The sequence below is a fragment of the Thiogranum sp. genome (genome assembly GCF_058323355.1).
The window spans coordinates 1-23,406 of the sequence record NZ_JBTTIO010000036.1 but is presented as its reverse complement, the minus strand read 5'-3'; the positions used below and the strand labels follow the sequence as shown (position 1 = coordinate 23,406).

The following is a 23,406-nucleotide window of genomic DNA, read 5'->3' as shown; positions in this document are numbered from 1 at the left end:
CGTCCCTGTCTTCCCGTCCTCGGTAACGCCCTCTATATCGGTTGGTTTTGCCAGATCTGGACTACTCTGTGACGATTTCTATGCCGGCAATGCGCTGTTTCCACTCCGCGGGGCCGGTCTGGTGGACAGAAACGCCGTGGCTGTCGACGGCAACGGTAACCGGCATGTCTTCCACCTCGAACTCGTAGACGGCCTCCATGCCGAGTTCCGGCCAGGCGACGATACGGGCGCTGCGGATGGCTTTGGAGACCAGGTAAGCGGCACCACCGGTGGCAATCAGGTAGACGGCGTGATGTTTTTTGATGGATTCGATGGCCGTCGGGCCACGCTCCGCCTTGCCGATCATGCCGATCAGGCCGGTTTTCTCCAGCAGTGTATCGGTGAACTTGTCCATGCGCGTGGCTGTGGTGGGGCCGGCCGGGCCGACGGCTTCACCCCTGACCGGATCGACCGGTCCGACGTAGTAAATAAAGCGGTTGTGGAAATCCAGACCCTCAGGCAGGGCTTCGCCCCTGGCCAGCGTGTCGACAATGCGTTTGTGCGCCGCATCGCGCCCGGTGAGCAGGTGGCCGCTGAGCAGCAGGGTTTCACCCGGCTTCCAGTCGCGGATGGCCCTGGTATCGAGTTCGTCGAGGTTGACCCGGCGCGAGCGGGTGGTCGGGTCCCAGGGGATCTGCGGCCATTCATCGAGCGACGGTGGTGTGGCGAATACCGGGCCGCTGCCATCGAGCTCCAGGTGGATGTGCCGGGTCGCGGCGCAGTTGGGGACAATGGCAACCGGGCTGGAGGCGGCGTGGGTGGGGTAGTCGAGTATTTTTACGTCGAGCACGGTGGTCACGCCGCCCAGCCCCTGTGCGCCAATGCCGAGCTTGTTGACGCGGTCGAGAATTTCCAGCCGCAGTTCCTCGACGGTGTTCGATGGGCCGCGTTGTTGCAGTTCATGGATATCGATGGGCGCCATCAGTGATTGCTTGGCCAGCAGCATGGCTTTTTCCGAAGTGCCACCGATGCCAATGCCGAGAATGCCCGGCGGGCACCAGCCGGCGCCCATGCCGGGCACCTGGTCCACCACCCAGTCCGCCACGCTGTCGCTCGGGTTGAGGATGGTGAAGCGGGACTTGTTTTCCGAGCCCCCGCCCTTGGCCGCCAGGGTGATGGACACCTTGTCACCGGCCACCACGCGGCTGTGAATCACCGCCGGGGTGTTGTCGCCGGTGTTGCGGCGTGCGCCCGCCGGGTCTTCCACGATCGAGGCGCGCAGCGGGTTGTCGGGGTTGAGGTAGGCGCGGTGAACGCCTTCGTTGATCATCTCCTCGACGGTCATTTTCGCGTCCCAGCGCACGTCCATGCCGATATCGACGAATACCGTGACAATGCCTGTGTCCTGACAGATCGGTCGCTTGCCTTCCGCGCACATGCGGGAATTGATCAGGATCTGGGCAATGGCGTCGCGCGCCGCCGGCGACTGTTCCAGTTCCCAGGCGCGGTGCATGGCATGGACGAAATCGAGCGGGTGATAATAGGAAATATACTGCAACGCCCCTTCGACGGTCTGGATAAAGTCTTCCTGGACAATGACGTTCATGGGCTTTTCCTGCGAAAGGGAACAAATGGCGCGACTACCGGGTCCTAGCTTACAGTTTAGCCATTCACGTGTTAAAGAACCATTCCCTTTGCGAACCCCAAGGAACCCCTGTATGCGAGCCCTGACCCTGATCTTTCCCTTGCTGTTTTCCAGTGCACTGTTTGCCGAGCCGGTGGATTACAGTCTTCCTGACCTCAATGGCAAAATGCACTCACTGGCAGACTACAAGGGCAAGTGGGTCATCGTGAACTACTGGGCCACCTGGTGCCCGCCATGCCTGGAAGAAATCCCCGACCTGGTTAATTTCCATGAAAAACACCGCGAGCACGGCGGGGATGTGGTGGTGCTGGGTGTGAATTTTGAGGATATCAGCAAGGAACAGCTTGCCGATTTTGTCGAGGGACAAATGATTACCTACCCGGTATTGCGTTCCGAACCGCTGGCCACCACGCCGCTGGGTTCGGTGCCGGGCCTGCCGACGACCTATATCATCGCGCCGGACGGTACGCCGATGGCTCGCCAGGTCGGGCCGGTAACCGGCAAACAACTCGACGATTACATCAACAGCAAAAAAGCAAAGGCGGCAGACAAGTAAGCCGCCCGGCCGTTACGGTTCTATATCAGGGCGGCGACCGGTAATGGCCTTCAGGGTAAACGGCTGACGGTCGCGCACGCCTTCAATGACAAGTTCCTCGCCCGGTCCGAGCTGGGCGATCAGCGCCATGGCCGAACGGGCGTTTTCCACGTCCTTGCCATTGATGCGCTCGATGATGTCCCCCGGCTTGATGGATGCCCGATCCGCCGGCCCCCCACGCAATACGCCCGCAATCAGCATGCCGCGGGTATTTTCCAGCCCGAAGCTTTCCGCCAGCTGCGGGGTGATGTCCTGTGCCTCGATCCCCAGCCAGCCACGTTCCACATGGCCCTGTTCAATAATCTGTTGCATGACGTTGGCGACCAGCGACACCGGGATGGCGAAGCCTATGCCCTGCGAGCCGCCCGAGCGGCTGTAGATTGCCGTATTGATACCAATCAGCTCACCCCATGAATTGACCAGCGCACCGCCCGAGTTGCCGGGGTTGATGGCGGCATCGGTCTGGATGAAGTCTTCGTAGCGGTTGATGCCCAGCTGGCTGCGGCCGGTGGCGCTGATGATGCCGAGCGTGACCGTCTGACCGACACCGAACGGGTTGCCGATGGCGAGGGCGACATCACCAACGCGCAGGTTGTCGGACGAGCCGAGGGGGAGTACCGGCAGGTCATCCAGTTTGATACGCAACACGGCCAGGTCAGTGTCCTTGTCCGCGCCAACCAGGGTGGCCCTGGAGCTGCGTCCGTCCTGCAGCAGCACCTGTATTTCATCGGCGCCGGCAATCACGTGGTTGTTGGTCAGCACATAACCCTGTTTTGAAACAATCACGCCGGAACCCAGGCTGGTTTGCAGTCGCTTGCGGGGTCCCAGCTGGTTACCGAAGAACTGCTGGAACAGCGGGTCGTCGAGCAGGGGGTGGCGTTTGCGGGTGATGACCTTGGCCGTGTAGACATTCACCACGGCTTTTGCGGCAGGTTCGACCGCATCGGCATAGGAAACAGGCCCGTTGCCTGCGTGGCGGGACAGGTCTGTTTGCGTGTGCGGCGCAACCTGCTGAACCTCGACGACAGGTGCCTGTCGTTCGAACCATTCCGGTCTGAACAGCAACAGCAAAAAGGCTGCCACGATGCCGACGGTTGCCGCTTGCAGGAAAAAGGACACAGTATCACGTATATTCATAGGATCTTCATTTGTCAGGGGTTGCGCGATTATTGCGGATTGCTGATGCGAAGGCGAATTTCACGGATTTCGGAGGGGAATACAGGTGACGAGCCGCGACGAGCTTGTGCGCTATTGCGACCAGTTGCTGGATGCCGGACGTTTTCGCGACTATTGCCCGAACGGCCTTCAGGTCGAGGGGCGTGCCGAAGTGGCGCGTGTGGTCAGCGGCGTGACGGCAAGCCAGGCGCTGATCGAGGCAGCCGTGGCGAAACAGGCCGACCTGCTGCTGGTGCATCACGGTTATTTCTGGAAGGGCGAGGACGCCTGTATCACCGGTATGAAGCAACGCCGGCTCAGATCCCTGCTCGCTGGCAACGTCAATCTGCTCGCCTACCATCTTCCCCTGGATGCCCACCCGGAACTGGGCAACAATGCCTGCCTGGCGCGGCGTTTCGGCCTTGAGATACACGGCTGGTTCGGCGACGGGCAGGGGCCTGAGCTGGCCTGCGAGACAACCGTGGATCAGCCCCTGGCTGCAACACAACTGGTGGCGCAGGTTGGCCAGGCACTGGGCCGGGAGGTGCAGCACATTGATGCAGGGCCGGCGCAGATACGCCGGCTTGGCTGGTGCAGCGGGGCCGCCCAGAGTTACCTGGAAGCCGCGGCCCGGCGCGGGCTGGATGCCTTTATCAGTGGGGAAATTTCCGAGCCGACCGTGCACATCGCCCGTGAGTATGGCATCCACTATATTGCAGCCGGGCACCACGCCAGTGAGCGCTATGGTGTACAGGCGCTCGGGGAGCAGCTGGCGGCACGTTTCGGGATCGAACATTTTTTTATCGATATAGATAATCCTGTGTGAAAAAGTCGTGCAGATCGGCGATTTTCGACGGAGTTTCACTTGACCTGTCAGGGTAGTTCCGACATGCTATGCCCGCTGTTCAAACAAGAGTTTGAATATCTGAATATTCTAATATTTGCCGGTGGTGGCGGTACGCCAGGTGTCAGCCGGTGATTTTTTGCGTGGAGACCATTTGAATGAGTGGTGATGGTGTAGATACCAGTAGACGTCGGTTCCTGACGGCTGCTGCAACGGTCGTGGGCGGCATCGGTGCCGTGTATACCGCGGTTCCTTTCCTGGCGTCCTGGATGCCCAGCGAGAAGGCCAAGGCGGCCGGTGCGCCGGTCGAGGCGGATATCAGCAAGCTGGAAGTCGGGCAGATGGTGCGTGTGCAGTGGCGCGGCAAGCCGGTGTGGATACTCAAGCGCAGTGAGGAAATGATGGAAGCGTTGCCAACGCTCAATGACCGTCTTCGTGATCCTGAGTCGCTGGAGCCACAGCAACCGGAATACGCACAGAACGAATTGCGTTCCATCAAGCCGGAAATCCTGGTGGCGGTCGGTATCTGCACACACCTGGGCTGTTCGCCGAGTTTTGTCCCGGAAGCCATGCCGCAGCCGTACGATCCGGAATGGAAGGGCGGTTTCTTCTGCCCCTGTCACGGTTCCCGCTTCGATCTCGCGGGCCGCGTGTACCAGGGTGTGCCGGCGCCACTGAACCTCGAAGTTCCGCCGCACAAATACATCAGTAACACGCTGATCCTCGTCGGCGACGATACAGGAGCTGCATGATGGGTATGTTAGTCGATCTGCGCGACTGGATTGATGCACGCTTCCCCATGACCAAGATGTGGGAAGAGCACCTTTCAAAGTATTACGCGCCCAAAAACTTCAATTTCTGGTACTTCTTTGGTTCGCTGGCACTGATGGTGCTGGTGATCCAGATTATTTCCGGCATCTTCCTCACCACGAATTTCAAGCCTTCCGCCGATGATGCATTCGCCTCGGTGGAGTACATCATGCGCGACGTGGACTGGGGCTGGCTGATCCGCTACATCCACTCCACCGGTGCCTCGGCATTCTTCGTGGTGGTGTACCTGCATATGTTCCGTGGTCTGCTGTACGGTTCCTACCGGGGACCGCGCGAGCTGATCTGGATCTTTGGCATGATGATCTACCTGGCGCTGATGGCTGAAGCTTTCTTCGGTTACCTGCTGCCGTGGGGCCAGATGTCCTACTGGGGTGCGCAGGTCATTATCTCGCTGTTCGGTGCTATTCCCGTGATTGGCGACGATCTGTCATTGTGGATTCGCGGTGACTATGTCATCTCCGATGTCACGCTCAACCGCTTCTTCGCCCTGCACGTGATTGCCGTACCATTTGTACTGGTCGGGCTGGTGATCGTACACATTCTCGCGCTGCACGAAGTGGGTTCCAACAACCCCGATGGTGTGGAGATCAAGAAGCACAAGGACGAAAACGGTATTCCGCTGGACGGCATCCCGTTCCACCCGTACTACTCCGTGAAAGACATCGTCGGCGTGGTGGTGTTCCTGATGTTCTTTTCGATCGTGATTTTCTTTGTGCCGGAGGGCGGCGGTTACTTCCTCGAAAAACCGAACTTCGAGCCGGCCAACCCGTTGAAGACACCCGAGCATATTGCGCCGGTATGGTACTTCACGCCTTACTACGCCATGTTGCGCGCAGTGACGATTGATATCGGGCCGTTTACCGCCAAGTTCCTCGGTGTGATCGTGATGGGCGCCGCAGTGGTCATCCTGTTCTTCCTGCCCTGGCTGGACAAGAGTCCGGTGAAATCCATTCGCTATCGTGGCTGGATCTACAAAGCCATGTTGACGCTGTTTGTGGTGGCGTTCGTGGTGCTTGGCTGGCTCGGCACGCAGGCGCCGACCGACGCCAAGACCTTGATGGCGCAGATTGGTACGGCTGTGTACTTTGCCTTCTTCCTCGCTATGCCGTTCTATACCAGGATAGACAAGACAAAGCCGGTTCCGGACAGGGTTACGGGGTAACGATTCAATGAAAAAACAATTACTCGCTATTTTGTTACTGGTTTCTCCTGCGCTGGCGCTGGCCAGTGGCGGCGGCGTGCACCTCGACAAGGCGCAGATCGACCCGGCCAACAAGGAATCGCTGCAGCGTGGCGCAAGAACCTTTGTGAACTATTGTCTGAGTTGCCACTCGGCCAAGTACCAGCGTTACAACCGCACGGCACGCGACCTGGGTATGAGTGAAGACGACGTGCTCGATAACCTGATGTTCACCGGTGAGAAGATCGGCGACACCATGGAGATTGCATTGAGTACACAGGATGCCAAGAAGTACTTCGGTGCTGCGCCGCCAGACCTGACACTGGTTGCCCGCGTGCGTGGTGTGGACTGGTTGTACACCTACCTGCGCACCTTTTACCTCGACGACTCCCGTCCGTTCGGCGTGAACAACCTGGTATTCGACAAGGTCGGTATGCCGCACGTGCTGTGGGAACTGCAGGGCTGGCAGAAGCCTGTCTACGAGACAGAGACGAACGCCGAAGGCCATGAACACAAGACGATTGTGGGCCTGGAGCTGGTTGAGCCGGGTACCCAGACACCCGCCGAATATGATCGCACGGTGCGTGATCTGGTAAACTTCCTGGCCTATATGGCCGAGCCGATCAAGCTGGAGCGGCAGGCGCTGGGCATCAAGGTGCTGTTGTTCCTGTTTGTTCTGCTTATCATTACCTACCTGCTCAAAAAAGAGTACTGGAAAGACATACACTAGGTGTTGTCACGACACGGCGCCCGGGAAGGCGCCGTGTCGGTTAATAGCATTTCGAATATCTGGAGAAAATACATGGCTGTAATTTCCAATCGCCGTTCGGTGATGACCCTGTTTTCCGATGCGTCCTGCCCGCAGAGTCACCGCGTGCGCATGGTGCTGGCCGAGAAGGGGATTACGGTCGAAATCGTCAACATCGACCCGGACAACCTGCCGGAAGACCTGATCGACCTGAATCCCTACCAGAGCGTTCCGACGCTGATGGACCGGGAGCTGGTGCTGTACGATCCGCAGGTCATCGTCGAGTACCTGGATGAACGTTTCCCGCATCCACCGCTGATGCCTGTCGATCCTGTCTCGCGCGCGCGCAGTCGTCTTGCATTGCACCGCATCGAGAAGGACTGGTATTCACTGCTGGCGGACCTGGAGAAGGGTGAAAAGACCGCTGCCAGGGCGCGCAAGGCACTGCGCGACAGCCTGGCCTCCAGCGCCGAGGTGTTTGCTGCCAAGCCGTTTTTCCTCAGTGACGACTTCTCACTGGTCGATGCCAGCCTGGCGCCGATCATGTGGCGTCTCAAACACTACCGTATCGAGTTGCCGCCGCAGGCCAAAGCTGTCCTCGACTACGCCGAACGCATATTCGCGCGCGAGTCTTTCCAGGCCAGTCTTACCGAGGCCGAGCGGGAGATGCGCGAGTAGCGTCAGTGCGCGATGACCTCGAACCGGCCCTACCTGCTTCGTGCCATTAATGAATGGTTACTGGATAATCAGTGCACCCCCCACCTGATGGTCGATGCAAACGCGGAAGGGGTCGATGTTCCGCAAAATTACGTTCAGGACGGCAAGATTGTGCTCAACATTGGCCCCAGTGCCGTCGAGGGGCTGCACATTGGCAACGATGAAGTCAGTTTTCTTGCCCGCTTCAGCGGTGTTTCCCGGCTGGTGTCTATTCCCATGCACGCCGTGCTGGCGATCTATGCCAAGGAAAACGGGCGCGGCATGATGTTTGGTGAGGATGAAGACGGGCCGGGTCCTGACGATGACAAAACACCTGGGCCGCCAACACGGCCTTCGTTGAAGGTGGTCAGGTAGTTCCCGCAAGCTGCGCGTAGCGTGCCAGTCCGTACAGGGCTGTGTGCTCCTCACAGATGACCTTGACCGGCATGGCGCCCAGCAGCGTGCTCATGCGCCCCTTGTCCAGAAACGCCTTGATAAAACGGCCTGTGCGCAGTGCTGGCAGGATTTTTGGCGCAATACCTCCGCCAAGGTACATACCGCCACGGGCATTCAGCTTGAGTGCCAGGTTGCCGGCTTCGCGGCCGTAAAGCGTGATAAACCAGTGCAGGGCTTCGACGCACAGTGCATCGTCAGCGGCCAGTGCACGCTGGCTGATGTGGGCGGCGGCGTCGCCTGGCGAGGCCTCTACAAACCAGGCCGGTGCTTCTACCCGGTTGATGGCCAGTACCTGCCGAAAGACGTCCACCAGCCCCGGCCCGGATACGATACGTTCCCAGCTGACATGGCCGTAACGTGCCTGCAGGGCGTGGAGCAGGGCAGTGTCACGTTCTGTCTGCGGGGCAAAATCCGTGTGCCCGCCTTCACTGGCAAACGGTCGGTGTCGCGCGCCATCAAACGTCAACCCGGCTTGCCCCAGCCCGGTTCCGGCGGCAATGACGGCCTTGTTGCCCGTAGCAACGGGGTGCCCGGCCTGTAATGACACAAGCCCGGCATCGTCCAGCGTATCTATCCCCCAGGCCAACGCTTCAAGGTCGTTCAACAGGTGGGCCCGCGTAATGCCAGCTAGCCCGGACAAGGCGGTCTCGGACAACTCCCAGGGCAGGTTGGTGGTGCGGCAGCGGCCATCGATAACCGGTCCCGCTACCCCAAAGGCAGCGTGTTGCGGTCTGACACCCGGGTAATTGTGCAGGAAGTTTTCAATGATTGGACGCAGGCCGTCGAAATCGCGGCTGCTGTAGCGGGCAATGTGTACTACCCGGAAACGGCCGGTATCACGTGTGACAAGGGCGACACGGGTGTGTGTCCCGCCAATGTCACCTGTCAGTATGTTCATGTGTATACTCCGGCGAGGCACGGGTAGATTCCGCTGTGCCGCGAAAGTTCAAGAGTATCTGATTGTAGACCGTTTTTGTTTTGTGCTGAATGTATTGCTGGAGTAATTGTGATGAATGCCCCTCTTATACTGGTTGCAGATGATAACCCGGAAGACCTGGATCTGCTCAGTCTGGCCATGCAGGCCGCCGGTTATGATGTGCTGCAGGCGCATGATGGTGATGAAGCTGAACGGCTGGCACTGGAGCAGCATCCCGACCTCACTATCCTTGACCTGCGTATGCCGCTGAAAGACGGTTTTGAGGTGGCGGCCAGTCTGCGCGAGGCCGACCTGCCGTTTATTTCCCTGAGTTCATACGGCGAGGAGGAAATGGTCGAGCGGGCCACGGACGCCGGTTCGCTCGCCTACCTGGTCAAACCCCTGCAGGCCGACCAACTGGTGCCGGCCGTGCAGGCCGCGCTGCGTCGTGCCGACGACATGCGCCACATGAAAGAGTCCATGGAACAGATGGACAAGGCCCTGTCACAAAGTCGTGAGATCAGCATGGTGGTGGGTATCCTCATGGAGCGTTGCGGCTTTACCGCCATCCAGGCATTTGACGCCATGCGCGACGAGGCGCGTTCCCAGCGCCGAAAAATCGCCGATGTGGCGCGGGAATATTTCAATGCCGCCGAGGCCTTGCACGGCATGACGCGCAACATCAGCGACCGGGCACGGGAAAAAGCCTTGCGTGGCCCCGTAAAACGCCCGCCAAAGCGCGGCCCGACGCGGATTATCTCCTGACCGGATTGCCTTTCACGGGCATCCGTTATATCCTGCGCGGCTTGCTGGAGGGGTGTCCGAGTGGTTGAAGGAGCACGCCTGGAAAGTGTGTATACGGTAATACCGTATCGAGGGTTCGAATCCCTCCTCCTCCGCCAAATCATCTACAGTCGCAGCTGATTATCGAGTTCACTCTGCGACGTTTCAAGAAATCGTGTCAGTGCATCGGCTGGCAGTGGCCGGCTGAACAAATACCCCTGTACATACTGGCAGTTCTGTTTCCTGAGAAATGCGAGTTGCTGCCGGGTTTCCACACCTTCTGCGACAACCTTAAGCTTCAGGCTTTGTGCCATGGCCACAATGGCGGAAGTGATGGCTGCATCATCGGGGTTGTCTGTCACATCGCGTACAAACGACTGGTCAATCTTCAGGGTATCTACCCTGAAACGGCGTAAATAACTCAGTGATGAGTAGCCGGTGCCAAAATCGTCTATCGCTATCTTGAAGCCCATTTTTTCCAGTGCGTCGAGCGCGACGATAGTGCTTTGCTGGTTTTCCATCAGGATGCTTTCCGTGATTTCCATTTCCATCATGCCGGCTGAAACCTGGTTTTCATCGACGAAGGCCTCGATTTTCTCGATAAAGTCCCGGGCGTGGAATTGCCGGCCGGAAATATTGACCGACATGGTCAGTTCCGGGAGGCCCGCTTCATGCCAGGCCTGCATCTGCTTGCAGGCCGTGGTGATGACCCAGTAGCCTACCTGGTTTATCAGGCCGGTTTCCTCAAGCAGGGGAATGAAATCATTGGGCGGTACGATGCCGAGTTCGGGGTGTTGCCAGCGGATCAGGGCTTCCACGCCGACGACCTTGAGGGTTTTCGTGTTGACCTGTGGCTGATAATAAAGCCGGAATTCTTCACGTTCCAGGGCACGGCGCAAACTGTTTTCCATTGTCAGGTGCTGGAACGCCCTGGCGCCCATGTCGGCGGAGTAGAACTGGTAGTTGTTCTTACCCAGATCCTTGGCCCTGTACATGGCCATGTCGGCATTTTTCAGCAGGGTTATCGATTCTCCGCCATCATTGGGAAACAGGCTGATACCGATGCTGGCGGTAATAAACAGTTCCCTGCGCCCGGCTTCAAACGGCTGCTCGAGGTCGACAAGAATCAATTTTGCCAGTCTCGATACATCCTGTTCAGTTTCAATGTCATTGAGTAACACGGCAAACTCATCACCCCCCAGGCGGGCGACGGTATCATCCCGGCGAACGCTTTTGCTCAGTCGGTTTGCCAGCTGCGTTAACATGTGGTCGCCAATATCGTGGCCCAGTGTATCGTTGATATTTTTGAATCGGTCAAGGTCGATAAATAAAACGGCTACCTTTCGGGAATAACGTCGCGCATGTGCGAGGGACTGCTTGAGTCGGTCCATAAACAGTGTACGGTTAGGCAGCTTGGTCAAGGCGTCATGGTGCGCCATAAAACTCAGGCGTTCTTCGTTTTCCATGCGGCGGGTAATATCACGTCCTGTCGAGACAAAATTGTTTATCTGGCCCTGGGCGTTTTTTATGGCTGTGATTGATTTTTCCTCGTAATAGAGTTCGCCATTCTTTTTTCTGTTGACCACGACACCCTTGAATACCTTGCCGGACAGGATTGTTTGCCACAGGGTTTGATAGAACGCGGCACTTTGTTTGCCTGATTTCAGGATACTGGTTGAACTGCCAACAATTTCGTCAAGCGTGTAACCAGTGATTTTTTCAAAGGCGGGATTGACATATTCCACAATTCCGTTCTTGTCTGTGATTGTGACCATGTCGGCAGACTGTTCCAGTGCACTGGACATTTTCTGCATTTGCAGTTCAGCCTCACGGTGTTGAGTGATGTCTCTGGTAATGCCTTCAATGCCAAGAACATTGCCGTTTGCATCCCTGTAGTAACGTGCATTTGTTGAAACCCAGACAATGGAGCCGTCCTTACGCTTCAGTGCGGCATCAAAGTTCCGTACTTCCCCGTTCCCTTTTTTCAGTTGATCAACAAGTTCCAGGCGTTTGTCAGGATTGGCATAAAGATCGCCGATTTTTTGCCCCAGCAGTTCATCAACTTTGTAGCCAAGCAGTTTCCGGACAGACCCGGAGACCCGCACAACGGTTCCGCTGTTGTCGGTACGGTAATAGGTGTCCTGCATGTCGCGGAAAATACTGCGCAACTCGTTTTCAGATGCCTTGACCTTTTCCTCGGCAAGGTTTCTGTCAATGTATGACGCAATACGCTGGGCAAAAATCCCCAGCACCGGCTTCATCCAGGAGATGGTCTCCATCGGTCGGGTATCGAGTACGGACATCAGGCCCAGGGTGTTGCCCGAGTCTGAGATCATTGGCGCGCCAAAGTAGCTTTCTACGCCCATCTCTACGAGCATGGGATCGTTCGGGTAGAGTTTGGCGGCGTCTTTTGGAACCAGTTCCTTTTTCATGTCAAGGATGTCGGCACAGGGTGTGCCTTCCAGTTCGTACTCGAAGTTATCCACAAACTCACCGTCTGCCCAGACGGCCCGGGTTGTGATTCGCTTCGGCGAGTCATCCGAGAACAGTCCGATAAAGGCATATTTGGTATTGTAGATGCGGGCAATACTTTCCACGCAGGCACGGTAGTATTCGGAAAGTTTCGTGGAAGGGTAAAAATTCGAAATGGTGTTCAGGGCATTTTCAAGGTATTTGCGTTCGGTGATATCCTGGATAGTGCCCATCATGCGAACAGGCCGGCCTGTGTCGTCATATTGCACCTGCCCCTGTCCGTGGACATAACGCACCTCACCATCCGGAAGGACAATGCGGTGATCCATATTATAGTTGTTCTGGCTCATGGCCTCGCTAACCGCGGCTTTCAGCGCTTCCCGGTCATCGGGATGAACCAGGCCGAGAAAAGTTTCGTAGCCTGGTGTTATTTGCCCCGGTTCAAGTCCGCAAATCCGGTAGTGCTCGTCAGACCAGAGCACCTCCCCGCTGACGATGTCCCAGTTCCAGTGACCCAGTCGCGCAATCCGTTGCGATTCAATCAACTGTTGTTCGCTGAGGGCAAGTGCATCTTCCTTTTGTTTCCGTGCAGTGATATCGAACATGAAACCGCGCAGCAGTACGGGGCTGCCGCTATCTTCAATCACGTTGATGCTGTCGTGTATCCAGACCTGGCGACCATCGCTTGCGATCATACGGTATTCAAGATCATGGTCTTGCCGTTTACTGGCTGAAGATTTGCAGAATTCCTGCACCCGGGCGCGATCATCGGGATGCATATGTTTCAGCCAGAAGCCCGCTTCGTACCAGTCTTCTTGCGGGTATCCGAGTATCTCCTCCGCCTGTGGCCCCACATAGGTGAAGCGCCAGCTGGACAGGTCTGCTTCCCAGGGGATGGCGTGGGCTGTTTCGACGAGGCTGCGGAACCATGTTTCGTTGTTTGCGGAGGGGCCGGTTCCTGGTGTTGGGCGTTTCCGGTTACTGCCGGGCTTGTTTTGCAAGGTAAAACTCTCAGGCCGATGTCTGTGCGTATTCAGGATTAATAATAGGAGCTATGCCAGTTATTTTCCATCATAACGTGAGCATTGCTGTGTAAACCGAACCGGATACAGCGGTGACTGTACGATTTTTGGTGAATGGCGTAAGCTGGTACACAAGGTTGAGGTGAACACGTCCGGAGAAAGGCATGTGTCTTGGAATCCCCATGCAGATCAAGTCGATCAATGGCTTTATTGCGCATTGCGAAGCCAAAGGGGTAAGCCGTGATGTCAGCCTGTTCATGTTGCAGGACGAACTGCCCGGACCGGGTGATCATGTCATGGTCCATGTCGGTTATGCTATCCAGAAGGTTTCACCGCAGGCGGCGCATACCGCCTGGGAGCTGTATGACCAGATGCAGGCGGCAGGAGACTAGTCGTGCACGAGTTATCGGTCTGCCGGGCGCTCATTGCACAGATTGAGGAACTGGCACACCGGGAAATGGCGCAGCAAGTAGGGCGTGTACAGGTTGGTGTTGGCCCCTTGTCCGGTGTTGAACCACAATTGTTGCTGCATGCCTACCCATTGGCAGCAGCCGGCAGCCTGGCAGAAGGTTCTGAACTTGTCGTCGAGAATCACCCGGTACGTGTGCATTGCCCGCAGTGTAAAAAAGATTCTGATGCGAGTGCCAGTCGCCTGCTCTGCACCCATTGCGGGGACTGGCGCACCACGCTGATCAGTGGTGATGAACTGATCCTGATAGAGGTCGAGCTTGTACGGGAGGGAAATGATGTGTGACACCTGTGGTTGTCATGTGACCCATGACAATAAAACTCTCAGCGTGCTGAAAGACCTGTTGTCGGAAAATGATCATGTTGCAATGCACAACCGGCAACATTTCAGTCATCACGGTGTGCTGGCGCTGAATCTTATGTCGTCACCCGGTTCCGGCAAAACGTCACTGCTGGAAACGACCATCGATGCGTTGGCTGACCGCTACCGGATTGCCGTGATTGAAGGTGATCTTGAAACCGAGAATGATGCCGAGCGTATCCGCAAGCATGGCGTGAAAGCGATACAGATCACCACTGGTACGGCCTGTCACCTGGATGCAAATATGGTGCATAACGCATTGCACCAGCTGAACCTGGATGATATCGATATTCTGTTTATTGAAAACGTTGGCAACCTGGTGTGTCCGGCCAGCTTCGACCTTGGTCAGCACCGTAATATCACCTTGTTGTCGGTGACGGAAGGGGACGACAAACCTTCCAAGTACCCGGTGATGTTTCGCGCTGCAGATCTTGTTGTCCTGACCAAGATGGACCTGTTACCGGTGCTGGATGACTTTGACCCGGAGAAGGTGAGTGCGAATATCCGTGCATTGGCCAATGCAGCGCCTGTGCTGCGCATGAGTGCAAGGCAGCCGGGGTCATTACAGGGCTGGTTACAATGGGTGGAAGATGAAGTGAAGTATCACGGCGCCCCTTGTGAGGCCGGTACGACATGACGGGCTGACAAGGGTTTTGTTATGAGCGGGCGTAGCGCAAGACAATGGCTCGGTGAAATCCGTGCGCTGAAGTTGCCTGGACAGGTCAGGATCATGAATGTTTGTGGCGGACACGAACGCTCTATCACCCTGGCCGGTTTGCGTACGGCGCTTCCTTCAGGCATCGAACTGATTCCGGGGCCGGGGTGCCCGGTGTGCATTTGCCCGGAAGAAGATATCTTCCAGGCCATTCAGCTGGCACTGAATGAAGACATTACGCTGGTGGCTTTTGGCGACATGCTGCGTGTTCCGGTTAATGCCCCGAAGAAAGATATCCGTTCGCTGGAACAGGCCAAAGCCGCAGGCGCCGATATCCGGCCAATTGCATCACCTCAGGAGGCGGTGCAATTGGCCAGACAACAACCGGACCGGCAAGTGGTATTCTTTGCTGCCGGTTTTGAAACCACCACGGCGCCGGTCGCCTCGATGCTGGTGGAGGGTGCGCCTGAAAATCTTTCTGTTCTACTGTCCGGGCGTCGTACCTGGCCGGCGATTGCCCTGTTGCTCGATGCAGGCCCCCCCGGTTTTGACGCACTGATCGCACCCGGCCATGTGTCGACAATTATGGGTCCGGATGAGTGGGCATTTGTTCCTGAAAAGCATGGTTTGCCCTGCGCCATTGCCGGCTTTACGTCGGAAAGCCTGCTGGCGGCGATGTATTCCATCCTGCGCCAGCTGGGGGAAGGCAGGGTGTTTCTCGATAACTGCTACCCGCAACTGGTGCGCCGCGGGGGAAACCCGACGGCACAGGCACAGATGCGCCAGGCGATGCAGGTTTACGAGGCAAACTGGCGCGGTATCGGTGTCATCCCGGCTTCCGGGTTCAGTCTGCGGGATGAATATGTCACTCATGATGCGCGCAAACGCTTCCCGGTCTGTGTGGATGATTCGCGCAAGCGCGCCGGACAGATGCCACTGGGCTGTGACTGCGCGAAAGTTGTGCTTGGCAGGATTTACCCGAATGAATGCCGCCTCTATGGCAGTGGCTGCCATCCACGCCACCCGATCGGCCCGTGCATGGTCTCGGATGAAGGCGCCTGCCGTATATGGTGGGCCGGTGGCGTACGTAAATCTGCAACAACCAGACCGGTAGCGGGCCAGTTGCATGCAACCACTCGCTGAACCCACAGCAGCCGGATGCACGGGCCACACGACTGCCGTGGCCCGGCGCTGGGTGCTGTCCGGTCACGTACAGGGTGTCGGGTTCAGGCCTTTTGTTTTTCGACTGGCTGACCATTATGGCCTGGCTGGATGGGTGCGCAACCGGTCTGGACTGGTGGAGGTGCTGGCGCAAGGCAATGCAGCTGCACTCGATGATTTTGAATATACGCTACTGAATAATGCGCCGCTGCAGGCGCAGGTGAAGCTTGTATCAAGGGATGCTGTCGTCGCCAGCGAGCAGGAGGGGTTCACGATCCTGGAGAGTGAGTCTGAAGGCGAGGCGGATATTCATCTGCCGACAGACCTTTATGCCTGTGGCGACTGTATCGATGAACTGAATAATCCGGCGGATCGCCGTTATCGCTACCCGTTTGTTAACTGTACGCAGTGTGGCCCACGCTATACCCTGATACGTGCATTGCCCTACGATCGCCACAACACCACAATGACGGGTTTCCCGCTCTGCCCGGCCTGCTCGGCGGAATACAATACGCCCTCCGATCGGCGCTTTCACGCTGAACCCATCGCTTGCCCTGATTGCGGGCCGTCGCTGGCGTACCGCCAGGCGGATAGTGAGACTGTCAGGGGTAACAATGCTGCAATTGATGCCTGCGTGGCCGCACTTCGCAAAGGGTTTGTGATCGCCGTAAAAGGGACAGGCGGTTACCATCTTGTCTGTGATGCTTGCAGCGACCAGGCTGTACAGAAGTTGCGTATGCGCAAATCACGTCCGCATAAACCACTGGCAGTGATGTTCCCCGCGCCTGCCGTGGATCCGCTCGGCCCGGTCAGTGCCGAGGTCAGGCTGACAGACCACGACCAGAAACAGCTGCTGTCAGCGCAACGCCCCATCGTGCTTGCACAAAAGCGGGACAGGACTTTACTCTCATTGCATATTGCGCCGGGTTTGCAGGAAACAGGTGTTTTCCTGCCTTACACACCTTTGCACCATGTGTTACTGAATGACTTTGGGCAACCACTGGTGATGACCTCCGCCAACCTGAGCGGGGAACCGGTACTGACCGACAACGATGAAGCCGAAAGCAGGCTGGCACATATCGCCGACGGCTTTCTCCACCACAACCGACCCATTGAGCGAATCGCGGATGACCCGGTATTCAGAACCCTGGCGGGAGCCCCGCGACTGTTGCGGCCGGGCAGGGGCGTTGCGCCGCTGGAACTGAAACTGCCTGTCAGGCTGAAGCAACCCGTGCTGGCGGTTGGCGGGCACATGAAAAACACCCTTTGCCTTGCCTGGGAAGACCGGGCGGTCATGTCGCCACATATCGGCGACATGACATCGCCGCGCAGCCGTGAAATATTTGAGCAAACGGTCGAAGACCTGCAGGCGCTCTACCAGGTACGGGCGGAACAGTTTGTCTGTGATGCACACCCCGGTTATGCCAGCACACGCTGGGCGGAAAAAGCCGGGTTACCGTTACACCGGGTATTTCACCACGCTGCACACGCTTCCTCGGCTTTTGCAGAGACTGTCGACGAGGAATGCTGGCTGGCCTTTGCCTGGGATGGTGTGGGTTATGGAGAAGATGGAACGCTCTGGGGCGGTGAAGCATTGCTTGGACGCCCGGGCCGCTGGCGGCGTGCTGCAACAATGCGCGCCTTTCATTTGCCTGGCGGTGAGCGCGCGGCACGCGAGCCGTGGCGCAGTGCTGCAGCACTGTGCTGGGAAACGGATACCGAATGGTCAGGATTACCCGCTGACACGGCTGTGTTGCGCCGTGCCTGGTCGCAACGCTTCAATGCGCCACAAACAACGTCTGTCGGTCGACTGTTTGATGCCGCTGCGGCGTTGACCGGGGTTTGCCACAAGGCCAGCTTTGAAGGTCAGGGGCCGATGTATTTCGAAGCACTGGCTATCAAGGGTTCCCGGGGGCATTCGTCATTCCGGCGCATGCCGGAATCCATGGATTTCAGTACACTGGATTCCGGCATGCGCCGGGATGACGGAAGATGGCCTGACCGGGGTTTTGTTCATCTTCCGATGTCCAGGAACAGGTCCGGGCTATGGGTATCGGACTGGTCGGTATTGTTACCTGTGCTGATGAATGAATCGCGGCCGGTCGCCGAACGTTCCGCCTGTTTCCACGCGTCTATGGCAAACAGCCTGCTACAACAGGCCGTGCAGATTCGTCGTGAACAGGCTGTCAGGCACATCGCCCTGTCAGGTGGTGTTTTCCAGAACCGGCTATTGACCGAATTAGCCATTGAACTGCTGGAAAACGCCGGCTTCACTGTGCAACTGTCTGAAACCGTGCCAGTGAACGATGCCGGTCTGAGCTACGGACAGGTGATCGAGTATGCCTGCCGGAAACGGGATTCCGATGTCTCATAAGCTGGATACACATATGAATGGCACTAAGTTAAGTCGAAATCACCACCGTCATCCCGGCGCAGGCCGGGAACCAGGCGGTTTGATCAAGCTTTCTGGATTCCCGCCTGCGCGGGAATGACGGGATTTAAGGCTTAACTTAGTGCCATTCGATACACATATTTCTCTGGCGCACGGTAATGGCGGTCGATACATGCGCGAACTGATCGAAGGTGTGTTTGCGCGGCATCTGGCCAATCCCGCCCTTGATATTCAGGCCGATGCTGTCCCGCTTGCACTGAACGGTAGTGAAGTGTTGTTTACTACAGATGGTTTCACCGTCCAGCCGCTGGAATTCCCCGGCGGTGATATCGGGTCACTGGCCGTGCACGGCACGACCAACGACCTGGCTGTTGCCGGTGCAAGGCCCCTGTACCTCAGCCTTAATGCTTTCATCGAGGAGGGCTTTGAACTGGCCCTGCTGGACCGGTTGATTGCCAGCCTGGCCAGGACGGCAAAGGAGGTTGGTGTATCGGTCGTTGCCGGTGATACCAAGGTCGTGCGTCGCGGCGAAGGTGGCGGCCTGTACCTTGCGACCACAGGGGTGGGTGTCAGGATCGGTCCCGTGACCGGTATGAACCTGATTCAGGATGGCGATGCCATTCTGGTCAGTGGCCCGGTCGGCGACCATGGGATAGCCGTAATGCTGGCACGGGAGGAATTCGGTTTGCACGGTGATCTGCGTTCTGATGCAGCCAGCGTGTTACCCCTGGCAGAAGCAGCACTGAACTGCCCCGGCCTGCATTTTATGCGCGACCCGACACGGGGTGGGCTGGCCAGTGTCTGCCATGAAATACACCGTGCGACAGGAATGGGCGTTCACCTTGCGATGGCGTCCATACCGGTCCGCGATGCGGTGCAATCGGTTTGCGACATGCTCGGTTATGATCCCCTGTATCTGGCCTGTGAGGGCAGGGTGCTGGCCTTCATCGAGAGCAGGCATGCTGAAACATTATTGCAGGCGTGGAAAAAGTTGCCCCTGGGAAGGAATGCATCCCTTATCGGGCGTGTATGCGCGGATGCAAATCACGTTGTACTGGAAACCGTGCTGGGTGGTGAACGTATCCTCGATGAACTGGAGGATGACCCGTTGCCAAGAATCTGCTGAGTGCAAAGGTCTGGCGGATAAAAAAAGCCCGCTCCGTAGAGCGGGCCATGCATCTGCCACTTGCGGGTGTCTCCGGCTGGCAACAGGCTATGAAGATTTTCTTCCCGTGAACATGGCTTTAACCAGGTTCTCACCATGTAAGCGGCTGGAAATTAATACGCCGGCAATATGCAGGAGCACAAGAAACAATGTGAAGTTGGCCGAAGCTTCATGGATGTCCTCCCAGAATTCTTCTCCGTCTTTTTCATCGTCGTCTTCCTCATCCCCGTCATCATCTGCATAAGCAGGGCTGACAAGGGTCACGTCAGGCAGGGCGCCGGCCAGAGGACCAAGGCCTTCCTCGATGGCATACAGTTTGAGTCCGCTGATAGAGACAACAAAAAGACTCAGCAGCAGCGCGAGCACCATCCAGCCTGCGGCCGGGTTGTGTCCGGCATAGTGTTCCGGGCTGCGGCTGATCAGGCCTTTCAGATACCGGAATACGGTTTGTGGCGAACGGATGAAGTCGCTGAAGCGGGCATACCGGGTACCAATAAATCCCCATATTACGCGGAATACAATAAGTCCCAGTACGACATACCCGGAATAAATATGCAGATTACTTCCGTCTTCACCGCTCAGATAAGCGATGGTGAAGCCGACGACCAGGCTCCAGTGAAAAATTCTGACCAATGGATCCCAGACACGAATTTCCTTGTTCATTATGACGCCCTCGTTAAGTTCAATTGCAGGGACACTATCGGCTGTTTTCAGTATAAAATCATCGGGCCGATGTCGTAAGGAGTATCCTGCGGGACATATGTCGGATATCATAAGCCGCTGTTTTTAAATAGGCGTTACTGTGTATAGCATGCCTCTCAAAGAACGCGTGGTAATTCTGGTATTAGCCGCCGTGGCCGTGGCAAGCGGCGTGGATCTTGTGACGGATCTGTCTCATGGCGCGGATATCGATCATATTATTAAAGAAGCTGTCATTGTGGCAATTTCGTTGGCGGCGATAGTCTGGCTGTTGCTGGGGCTGCGTCGGCAGAGGCTTGAAATCAGGTCACTCCGGCAGGAGCTTGAAACGGCCGCCGCCTCTCAGCTTCAACCTAAAAAGTATGTGCTCGAGGCTCGCGAGAAGCTGGGCAATGTTGTTACCCGGCAGTTTTCAGAGTGGGGATTGACCGGCAGCGAGGTGGAAGTCGGCTGGCTGTTACTGAAAGGGCTGAGTCTGAAAGAGATTGCCATCGTAAGAAATACCCGGGAGAAAACTGTCCGGCAACAGGCTTCGTCAATCTATAAAAAGGCCGGTATTGCCGGCAGGCATGCATTTTCGGCGTGGTTTATCGAGGATATTCTTTAGCCCGGTGTGAGTGAACCTCGCCCGCTTCCCGGAGTCTACCTGCTCACTACGCCGGGAAAGGGTGACGTCTGTTGACTACCATTACGCTCTACTTCATGGCCATTCTGCTGGCGGCACTGTTGCTTGAACCACTTGCCCGCCGTCTGCACCTTCCCTTCAGTGCTGCGCTGGTCGCTGGCGGATTTGCCGGTTCACAACTGCTGGTTGGCATGGGCATAGACACCGGCCTGCGCTGGTACCACTTCCATGATCTTGTGTTTTTCGGTTTCCTGCCGGTCCTCATTTTCGAGTCAGCGACGGCACTGGATGCGCGTTTGCTATGGCGTAACCTGTTGCCCATATTACTGCTGGCTTTGCCATTGTTGTTGCTGTCCGCATTTCTGACTGCCGCATTACTGTTTTTCGGTATCGGGCACCCGCACGGTTTCCCCTGGGTCGCCGCACTGGTGAGCGGGGTGCTGTTATCGGCGACTGACCCGGTGGCCGTGGCCGAACTGGCCCGGCGCCTGCCTTTGCCAAAGCGACTGCTCGTGCTCATGGATGGTGAAAGCCTGTTCAATGATGCGACTACCGTGGTGCTGTTTATGTTGTTGCTGTCTGCGGCAGTCGGCCAGGAGGTCGTCGATATTGACCTGCCAACTGCTACGCTGGACTTCTTCAGGATATCGTTCGGCGGTCTTGCGCTCGGCCTGTTGTTCGGTATTGCGGGGCGCTGGTTGATCCGCTGGTTGGGCCGGGCTGTGATAGTGAGCCTGCTGGCCGCGTATGCGAGTTACCTGGTCGCTGAAAGCTGGCTGGGTGTGTCGGGTGTGATGGCCACGCTGGCATGCGGCTTGTGGATCGGACATGCGCTGCGTCGTGATGCCGGGACAGAACTGCAATCACTGGTCACCGGGTGGGAACAACTCGGCTGGGTTGCCAACAGTGCATTGTTTTTGCTGGCGGGTGTCACCATCACCGTCACCATGTTCGAGGAACGCTGGCTTGCGATGCTGCTCGGTATCGGTGCGGCGCTGGGGACGCGCCTGCTGGTTGTCTGGCTGGCCGCCTGGTTGACTGCGTGGACACCAGGCCAGCAACCTGTCTCAGTGGCGGGTCGTACAATACTGTTTGCCGGTGGTTTGCGTGGCGGGGTCACTCTGGCACTGGCGCTGTCGTTGCCACTGGAACTGGAAGGGTGGTGGACGGTGCAGTCAATTGCCTACGGGGTTGTGGTGTTCTCGCTGTTCGTGCAGGCGCCGCTGCTGGAGCCCCTGGTGAAGTGGCTGCAGCGGCGTGGCCATCTGCGCGCGGATATGCCCGGAGCCTGACACCGTATATTAAGGGAAGGTCTGATTAATTTGTCATCCCGGCGCAGGCCGGGATCCAGGGTGTTGAATTTTCTGGATTCCGGCCTGCGCCGGCCGATTGCAGAGTCGACGGGTTTTATCAGGCCATTGACAGAATGGATAATGAATAGCGCATTGCGGCTGGCGGGTGAGTGGGAACACCCATGGGGCGAGCAGGAAGTCTCGATTAATATACCGACACAAATCCTGGAACGGCCTGATTTTGTTGATACGGTCATGAGTGCCCGTGAACTGTGGAGTTCGGAAGGTAACAGGCTGTGTATTGAAATTCTTGAGCAATCATTTATCGAGGAGGTGTCCGCGAGTCTGAAGCAGCTGCGGGACATGGGGGTACGTGTTGCAATCGATGATTTCGGGACCGGTTACTCAAGTCTTTCCTATTTCAGGGATATTCCTGCCGACCAGTTAAAAATCGACCAGTCGTTTGTGGCTGGTTTGCTGAAGGATAGAGATAACGCCAATATTGTTGAGCTGATTGTAGACCTGGCGCATCGTTTTGGCCTGTCGGTGGTGGCCGAGGGTGTCGAGGATATAGAAAACCCTGTCCGCACTGAAGAAATTGCAGTGCGATGTGGCGCAGGGGTACTTTATTGCCAGGCCGATGCCAGCAGAGGAATACCGGCAGTGGCTGGCGAATTACCGTGGCATGAATGCATCGGGTGTTATCAGTACATCCGGCGCCGGAAAAGCCAGCCGGCTGACGACAGGCTGATCAGGGCGATTACCGCCATTGGCCAGTATTGCACCGCAAGCAGTTTGATATCCGCACCTTCCAGGACTGTCACCTGCCGGACAGCATTTTCTGACAGAGCGTTAACAAAATCTTGAAGTATGTCATGCTAATTTAGCCGCGCCTTATATAGCTGGCAGCAGACTTCCCGGTGATTCCGGATACAGGACAGGGTTGTAATGGGTCTATTTCGTTCCATGCGCGTTGTCGGAATCCTGGTACTTGCCTACAGCACCAGCATGCTGCCGCCGGTAGTGGTTTCGCTCTGGTATAACGACGGCGAGGTCAGGCATTTCGGCACAGCCCTGCTGGTAATTGCCGCTGCAGGGTTGTTGATTACGTTGCTGGCAGGCCGGTATAGCAGCGGCATTAATCTGCGGCGGCGTGACGGGTTTATCGTGGTGGTTTTCTTCTGGGTGGTACTCAGTATGCTGGGTGCGATCCCGCTGATGCTCGGCACACACCTGTCGTTTGTCGATGCATTGTTTGAAGCGGTG

Annotated in this window: 22 protein-coding genes, 1 tRNA gene and 1 pseudogene; 19 read left to right on the top strand and 5 right to left on the bottom strand. The window is 57.1% G+C overall.

What is annotated here, in order from left to right:
- Positions 1–61: 61 nt before the first annotated feature.
- On the bottom strand, positions 62–1,585 hold the full coding sequence (locus tag ACW81B_RS05705) for a fumarate hydratase (RefSeq protein ID WP_491579254.1): 1,524 nt from the start codon (positions 1,583–1,585) through the stop codon (positions 62–64).
- 112 nt (positions 1,586–1,697) lie between these two features.
- Between ACW81B_RS05705 and ACW81B_RS05700 the strand changes: the two genes are divergently transcribed.
- Positions 1,698–2,180, top strand: a complete 483-nt coding sequence (locus ACW81B_RS05700; RefSeq protein ID WP_491579253.1) for a TlpA family protein disulfide reductase — start codon at positions 1,698–1,700, stop codon at positions 2,178–2,180.
- A gap of 12 nt (positions 2,181–2,192) precedes the next feature.
- On the opposite strand, the gene ACW81B_RS05695 is transcribed toward ACW81B_RS05700, so the two are convergent.
- On the bottom strand, positions 2,193–3,356 hold the full coding sequence (locus tag ACW81B_RS05695) for a Do family serine endopeptidase (RefSeq protein WP_491579252.1): 1,164 nt from the start codon (positions 3,354–3,356) through the stop codon (positions 2,193–2,195).
- A gap of 85 nt (positions 3,357–3,441) precedes the next feature.
- On the opposite strand from ACW81B_RS05695, the gene ACW81B_RS05690 reads away from it, so the two are divergent.
- The 6 genes from ACW81B_RS05690 to ACW81B_RS05665 all read left to right on the top strand — a co-directional run bounded on the left by ACW81B_RS05690 (position 3,442) and on the right by ACW81B_RS05665 (position 8,048).
- Positions 3,442–4,200: a Nif3-like dinuclear metal center hexameric protein gene (locus tag ACW81B_RS05690; protein WP_491579251.1), complete on the top strand. Its 759-nt coding sequence runs from the start codon at positions 3,442–3,444 to the stop codon at positions 4,198–4,200.
- A gap of 176 nt (positions 4,201–4,376) precedes the next feature.
- Positions 4,377–4,970: a ubiquinol-cytochrome c reductase iron-sulfur subunit gene (petA, locus tag ACW81B_RS05685; RefSeq protein WP_491579250.1), complete on the top strand. Its 594-nt coding sequence runs from the start codon at positions 4,377–4,379 to the stop codon at positions 4,968–4,970.
- The gene (locus tag ACW81B_RS05680; protein WP_491579249.1) at positions 4,967–6,211 is read left to right on the top strand and encodes a cytochrome b; all 1,245 of its coding nucleotides are present in this window, start codon (positions 4,967–4,969) and stop codon (positions 6,209–6,211) included. Before petA ends, ACW81B_RS05680 begins: the two co-directional genes overlap by 4 nt.
- Before the next feature lie 7 nt (positions 6,212–6,218).
- Positions 6,219–6,959, top strand: a complete 741-nt coding sequence (locus ACW81B_RS05675; RefSeq protein WP_491579248.1) for a cytochrome c1 — start codon at positions 6,219–6,221, stop codon at positions 6,957–6,959.
- Between the two features lie 72 nt (positions 6,960–7,031).
- A complete protein-coding gene (locus tag ACW81B_RS05670) occupies positions 7,032–7,655 on the top strand; it encodes a glutathione S-transferase N-terminal domain-containing protein (RefSeq protein ID WP_491579247.1) in 624 nt (207 codons plus the stop codon).
- 12 nt (positions 7,656–7,667) lie between these two features.
- Positions 7,668–8,048 carry a ClpXP protease specificity-enhancing factor gene (locus tag ACW81B_RS05665; protein WP_491579246.1) on the top strand — a complete coding sequence of 127 codons (381 nt, stop codon included), beginning with the start codon at positions 7,668–7,670 and terminating at the stop codon, positions 8,046–8,048.
- Here the strand turns inward: ACW81B_RS05665 and glk are convergent.
- Positions 8,041–9,027, bottom strand: a complete 987-nt coding sequence (gene glk / locus ACW81B_RS05660) for a glucokinase (RefSeq protein ID WP_491579245.1) — start codon at positions 9,025–9,027, stop codon at positions 8,041–8,043. The genes ACW81B_RS05665 and glk overlap by 8 nt on opposite strands.
- A gap of 111 nt (positions 9,028–9,138) precedes the next feature.
- On the opposite strand from glk, the gene ACW81B_RS05655 reads away from it, so the two are divergent.
- Positions 9,139–9,810 (top strand): ANTAR domain-containing response regulator, encoded by a 672-nt coding sequence (locus tag ACW81B_RS05655; RefSeq protein WP_491579244.1) that lies wholly within the window; start codon positions 9,139–9,141, stop codon positions 9,808–9,810.
- A 46-nt stretch (positions 9,811–9,856) separates the two neighbouring features.
- Positions 9,857–9,947, top strand: a tRNA-Ser gene (locus tag ACW81B_RS05650).
- 6 nt (positions 9,948–9,953) lie between these two features.
- Here the strand turns inward: ACW81B_RS05650 and ACW81B_RS05645 are convergent.
- A complete protein-coding gene (locus ACW81B_RS05645) occupies positions 9,954–13,301 on the bottom strand; it encodes a sensor domain-containing protein (protein WP_491579243.1) in 3,348 nt (1,115 codons plus the stop codon).
- Positions 13,302–13,486: 185 nt separating this feature from the next.
- On the opposite strand from ACW81B_RS05645, the gene ACW81B_RS05640 reads away from it, so the two are divergent.
- From ACW81B_RS05640 to hypE, 6 genes are all read left to right on the top strand, one after another.
- The gene (locus ACW81B_RS05640; RefSeq protein ID WP_491579242.1) at positions 13,487–13,714 is read left to right on the top strand and encodes a HypC/HybG/HupF family hydrogenase formation chaperone; all 228 of its coding nucleotides are present in this window, start codon (positions 13,487–13,489) and stop codon (positions 13,712–13,714) included.
- Positions 13,715–13,716: 2 nt separating this feature from the next.
- Positions 13,717–14,076, top strand: a complete 360-nt coding sequence (locus ACW81B_RS05635) for a hydrogenase maturation nickel metallochaperone HypA/HybF (protein ID WP_491579241.1) — start codon at positions 13,717–13,719, stop codon at positions 14,074–14,076.
- Positions 14,069–14,788 (top strand): hydrogenase nickel incorporation protein HypB, encoded by a 720-nt coding sequence (gene hypB / locus ACW81B_RS05630; protein WP_491579283.1) that lies wholly within the window; start codon positions 14,069–14,071, stop codon positions 14,786–14,788. The genes ACW81B_RS05635 and hypB overlap by 8 nt, the downstream gene beginning before the upstream one ends.
- 21 nt (positions 14,789–14,809) lie before the next feature.
- Positions 14,810–15,949: a hydrogenase formation protein HypD gene (gene hypD, locus ACW81B_RS05625; protein ID WP_491579240.1), complete on the top strand. Its 1,140-nt coding sequence runs from the start codon at positions 14,810–14,812 to the stop codon at positions 15,947–15,949.
- Positions 15,933–18,341: a carbamoyltransferase HypF gene (hypF, locus tag ACW81B_RS05620; protein ID WP_491579239.1), complete on the top strand. Its 2,409-nt coding sequence runs from the start codon at positions 15,933–15,935 to the stop codon at positions 18,339–18,341. The genes hypD and hypF overlap by 17 nt, the downstream gene beginning before the upstream one ends.
- A gap of 139 nt (positions 18,342–18,480) precedes the next feature.
- Positions 18,481–19,485, top strand: a complete 1,005-nt coding sequence (gene hypE, locus ACW81B_RS05615) for a hydrogenase expression/formation protein HypE (RefSeq protein WP_491579238.1) — start codon at positions 18,481–18,483, stop codon at positions 19,483–19,485.
- A gap of 87 nt (positions 19,486–19,572) precedes the next feature.
- Here hypE and ACW81B_RS05610 read toward each other — a convergent pair whose 3' ends face one another.
- On the bottom strand, positions 19,573–20,187 hold the full coding sequence (locus ACW81B_RS05610; protein ID WP_491579237.1) for a cytochrome b/b6 domain-containing protein: 615 nt from the start codon (positions 20,185–20,187) through the stop codon (positions 19,573–19,575).
- Positions 20,188–20,335: 148 nt separating this feature from the next.
- Here ACW81B_RS05610 and ACW81B_RS05605 point away from each other — a divergent pair, with 148 nt between their 5' ends.
- The 4 genes and pseudogenes from ACW81B_RS05605 to ACW81B_RS05590 all read left to right on the top strand — a co-directional run.
- Positions 20,336–20,830, top strand: a complete 495-nt coding sequence (locus ACW81B_RS05605; protein ID WP_491579236.1) for a helix-turn-helix transcriptional regulator — start codon at positions 20,336–20,338, stop codon at positions 20,828–20,830.
- A 71-nt stretch (positions 20,831–20,901) separates the two neighbouring features.
- Complete coding sequence (locus ACW81B_RS05600) at positions 20,902–22,140, top strand: cation:proton antiporter (RefSeq protein ID WP_491579235.1); 1,239 nt, start codon at positions 20,902–20,904, stop codon at positions 22,138–22,140.
- Between the two features lie 60 nt (positions 22,141–22,200).
- A complete protein-coding gene (locus ACW81B_RS05595) occupies positions 22,201–23,007 on the top strand; it encodes an EAL domain-containing protein (protein WP_491579234.1) in 807 nt (268 codons plus the stop codon).
- A gap of 81 nt (positions 23,008–23,088) precedes the next feature.
- Positions 23,089–23,406: pseudogene (locus ACW81B_RS05590) on the top strand (potassium transporter); the annotation flags it as partial.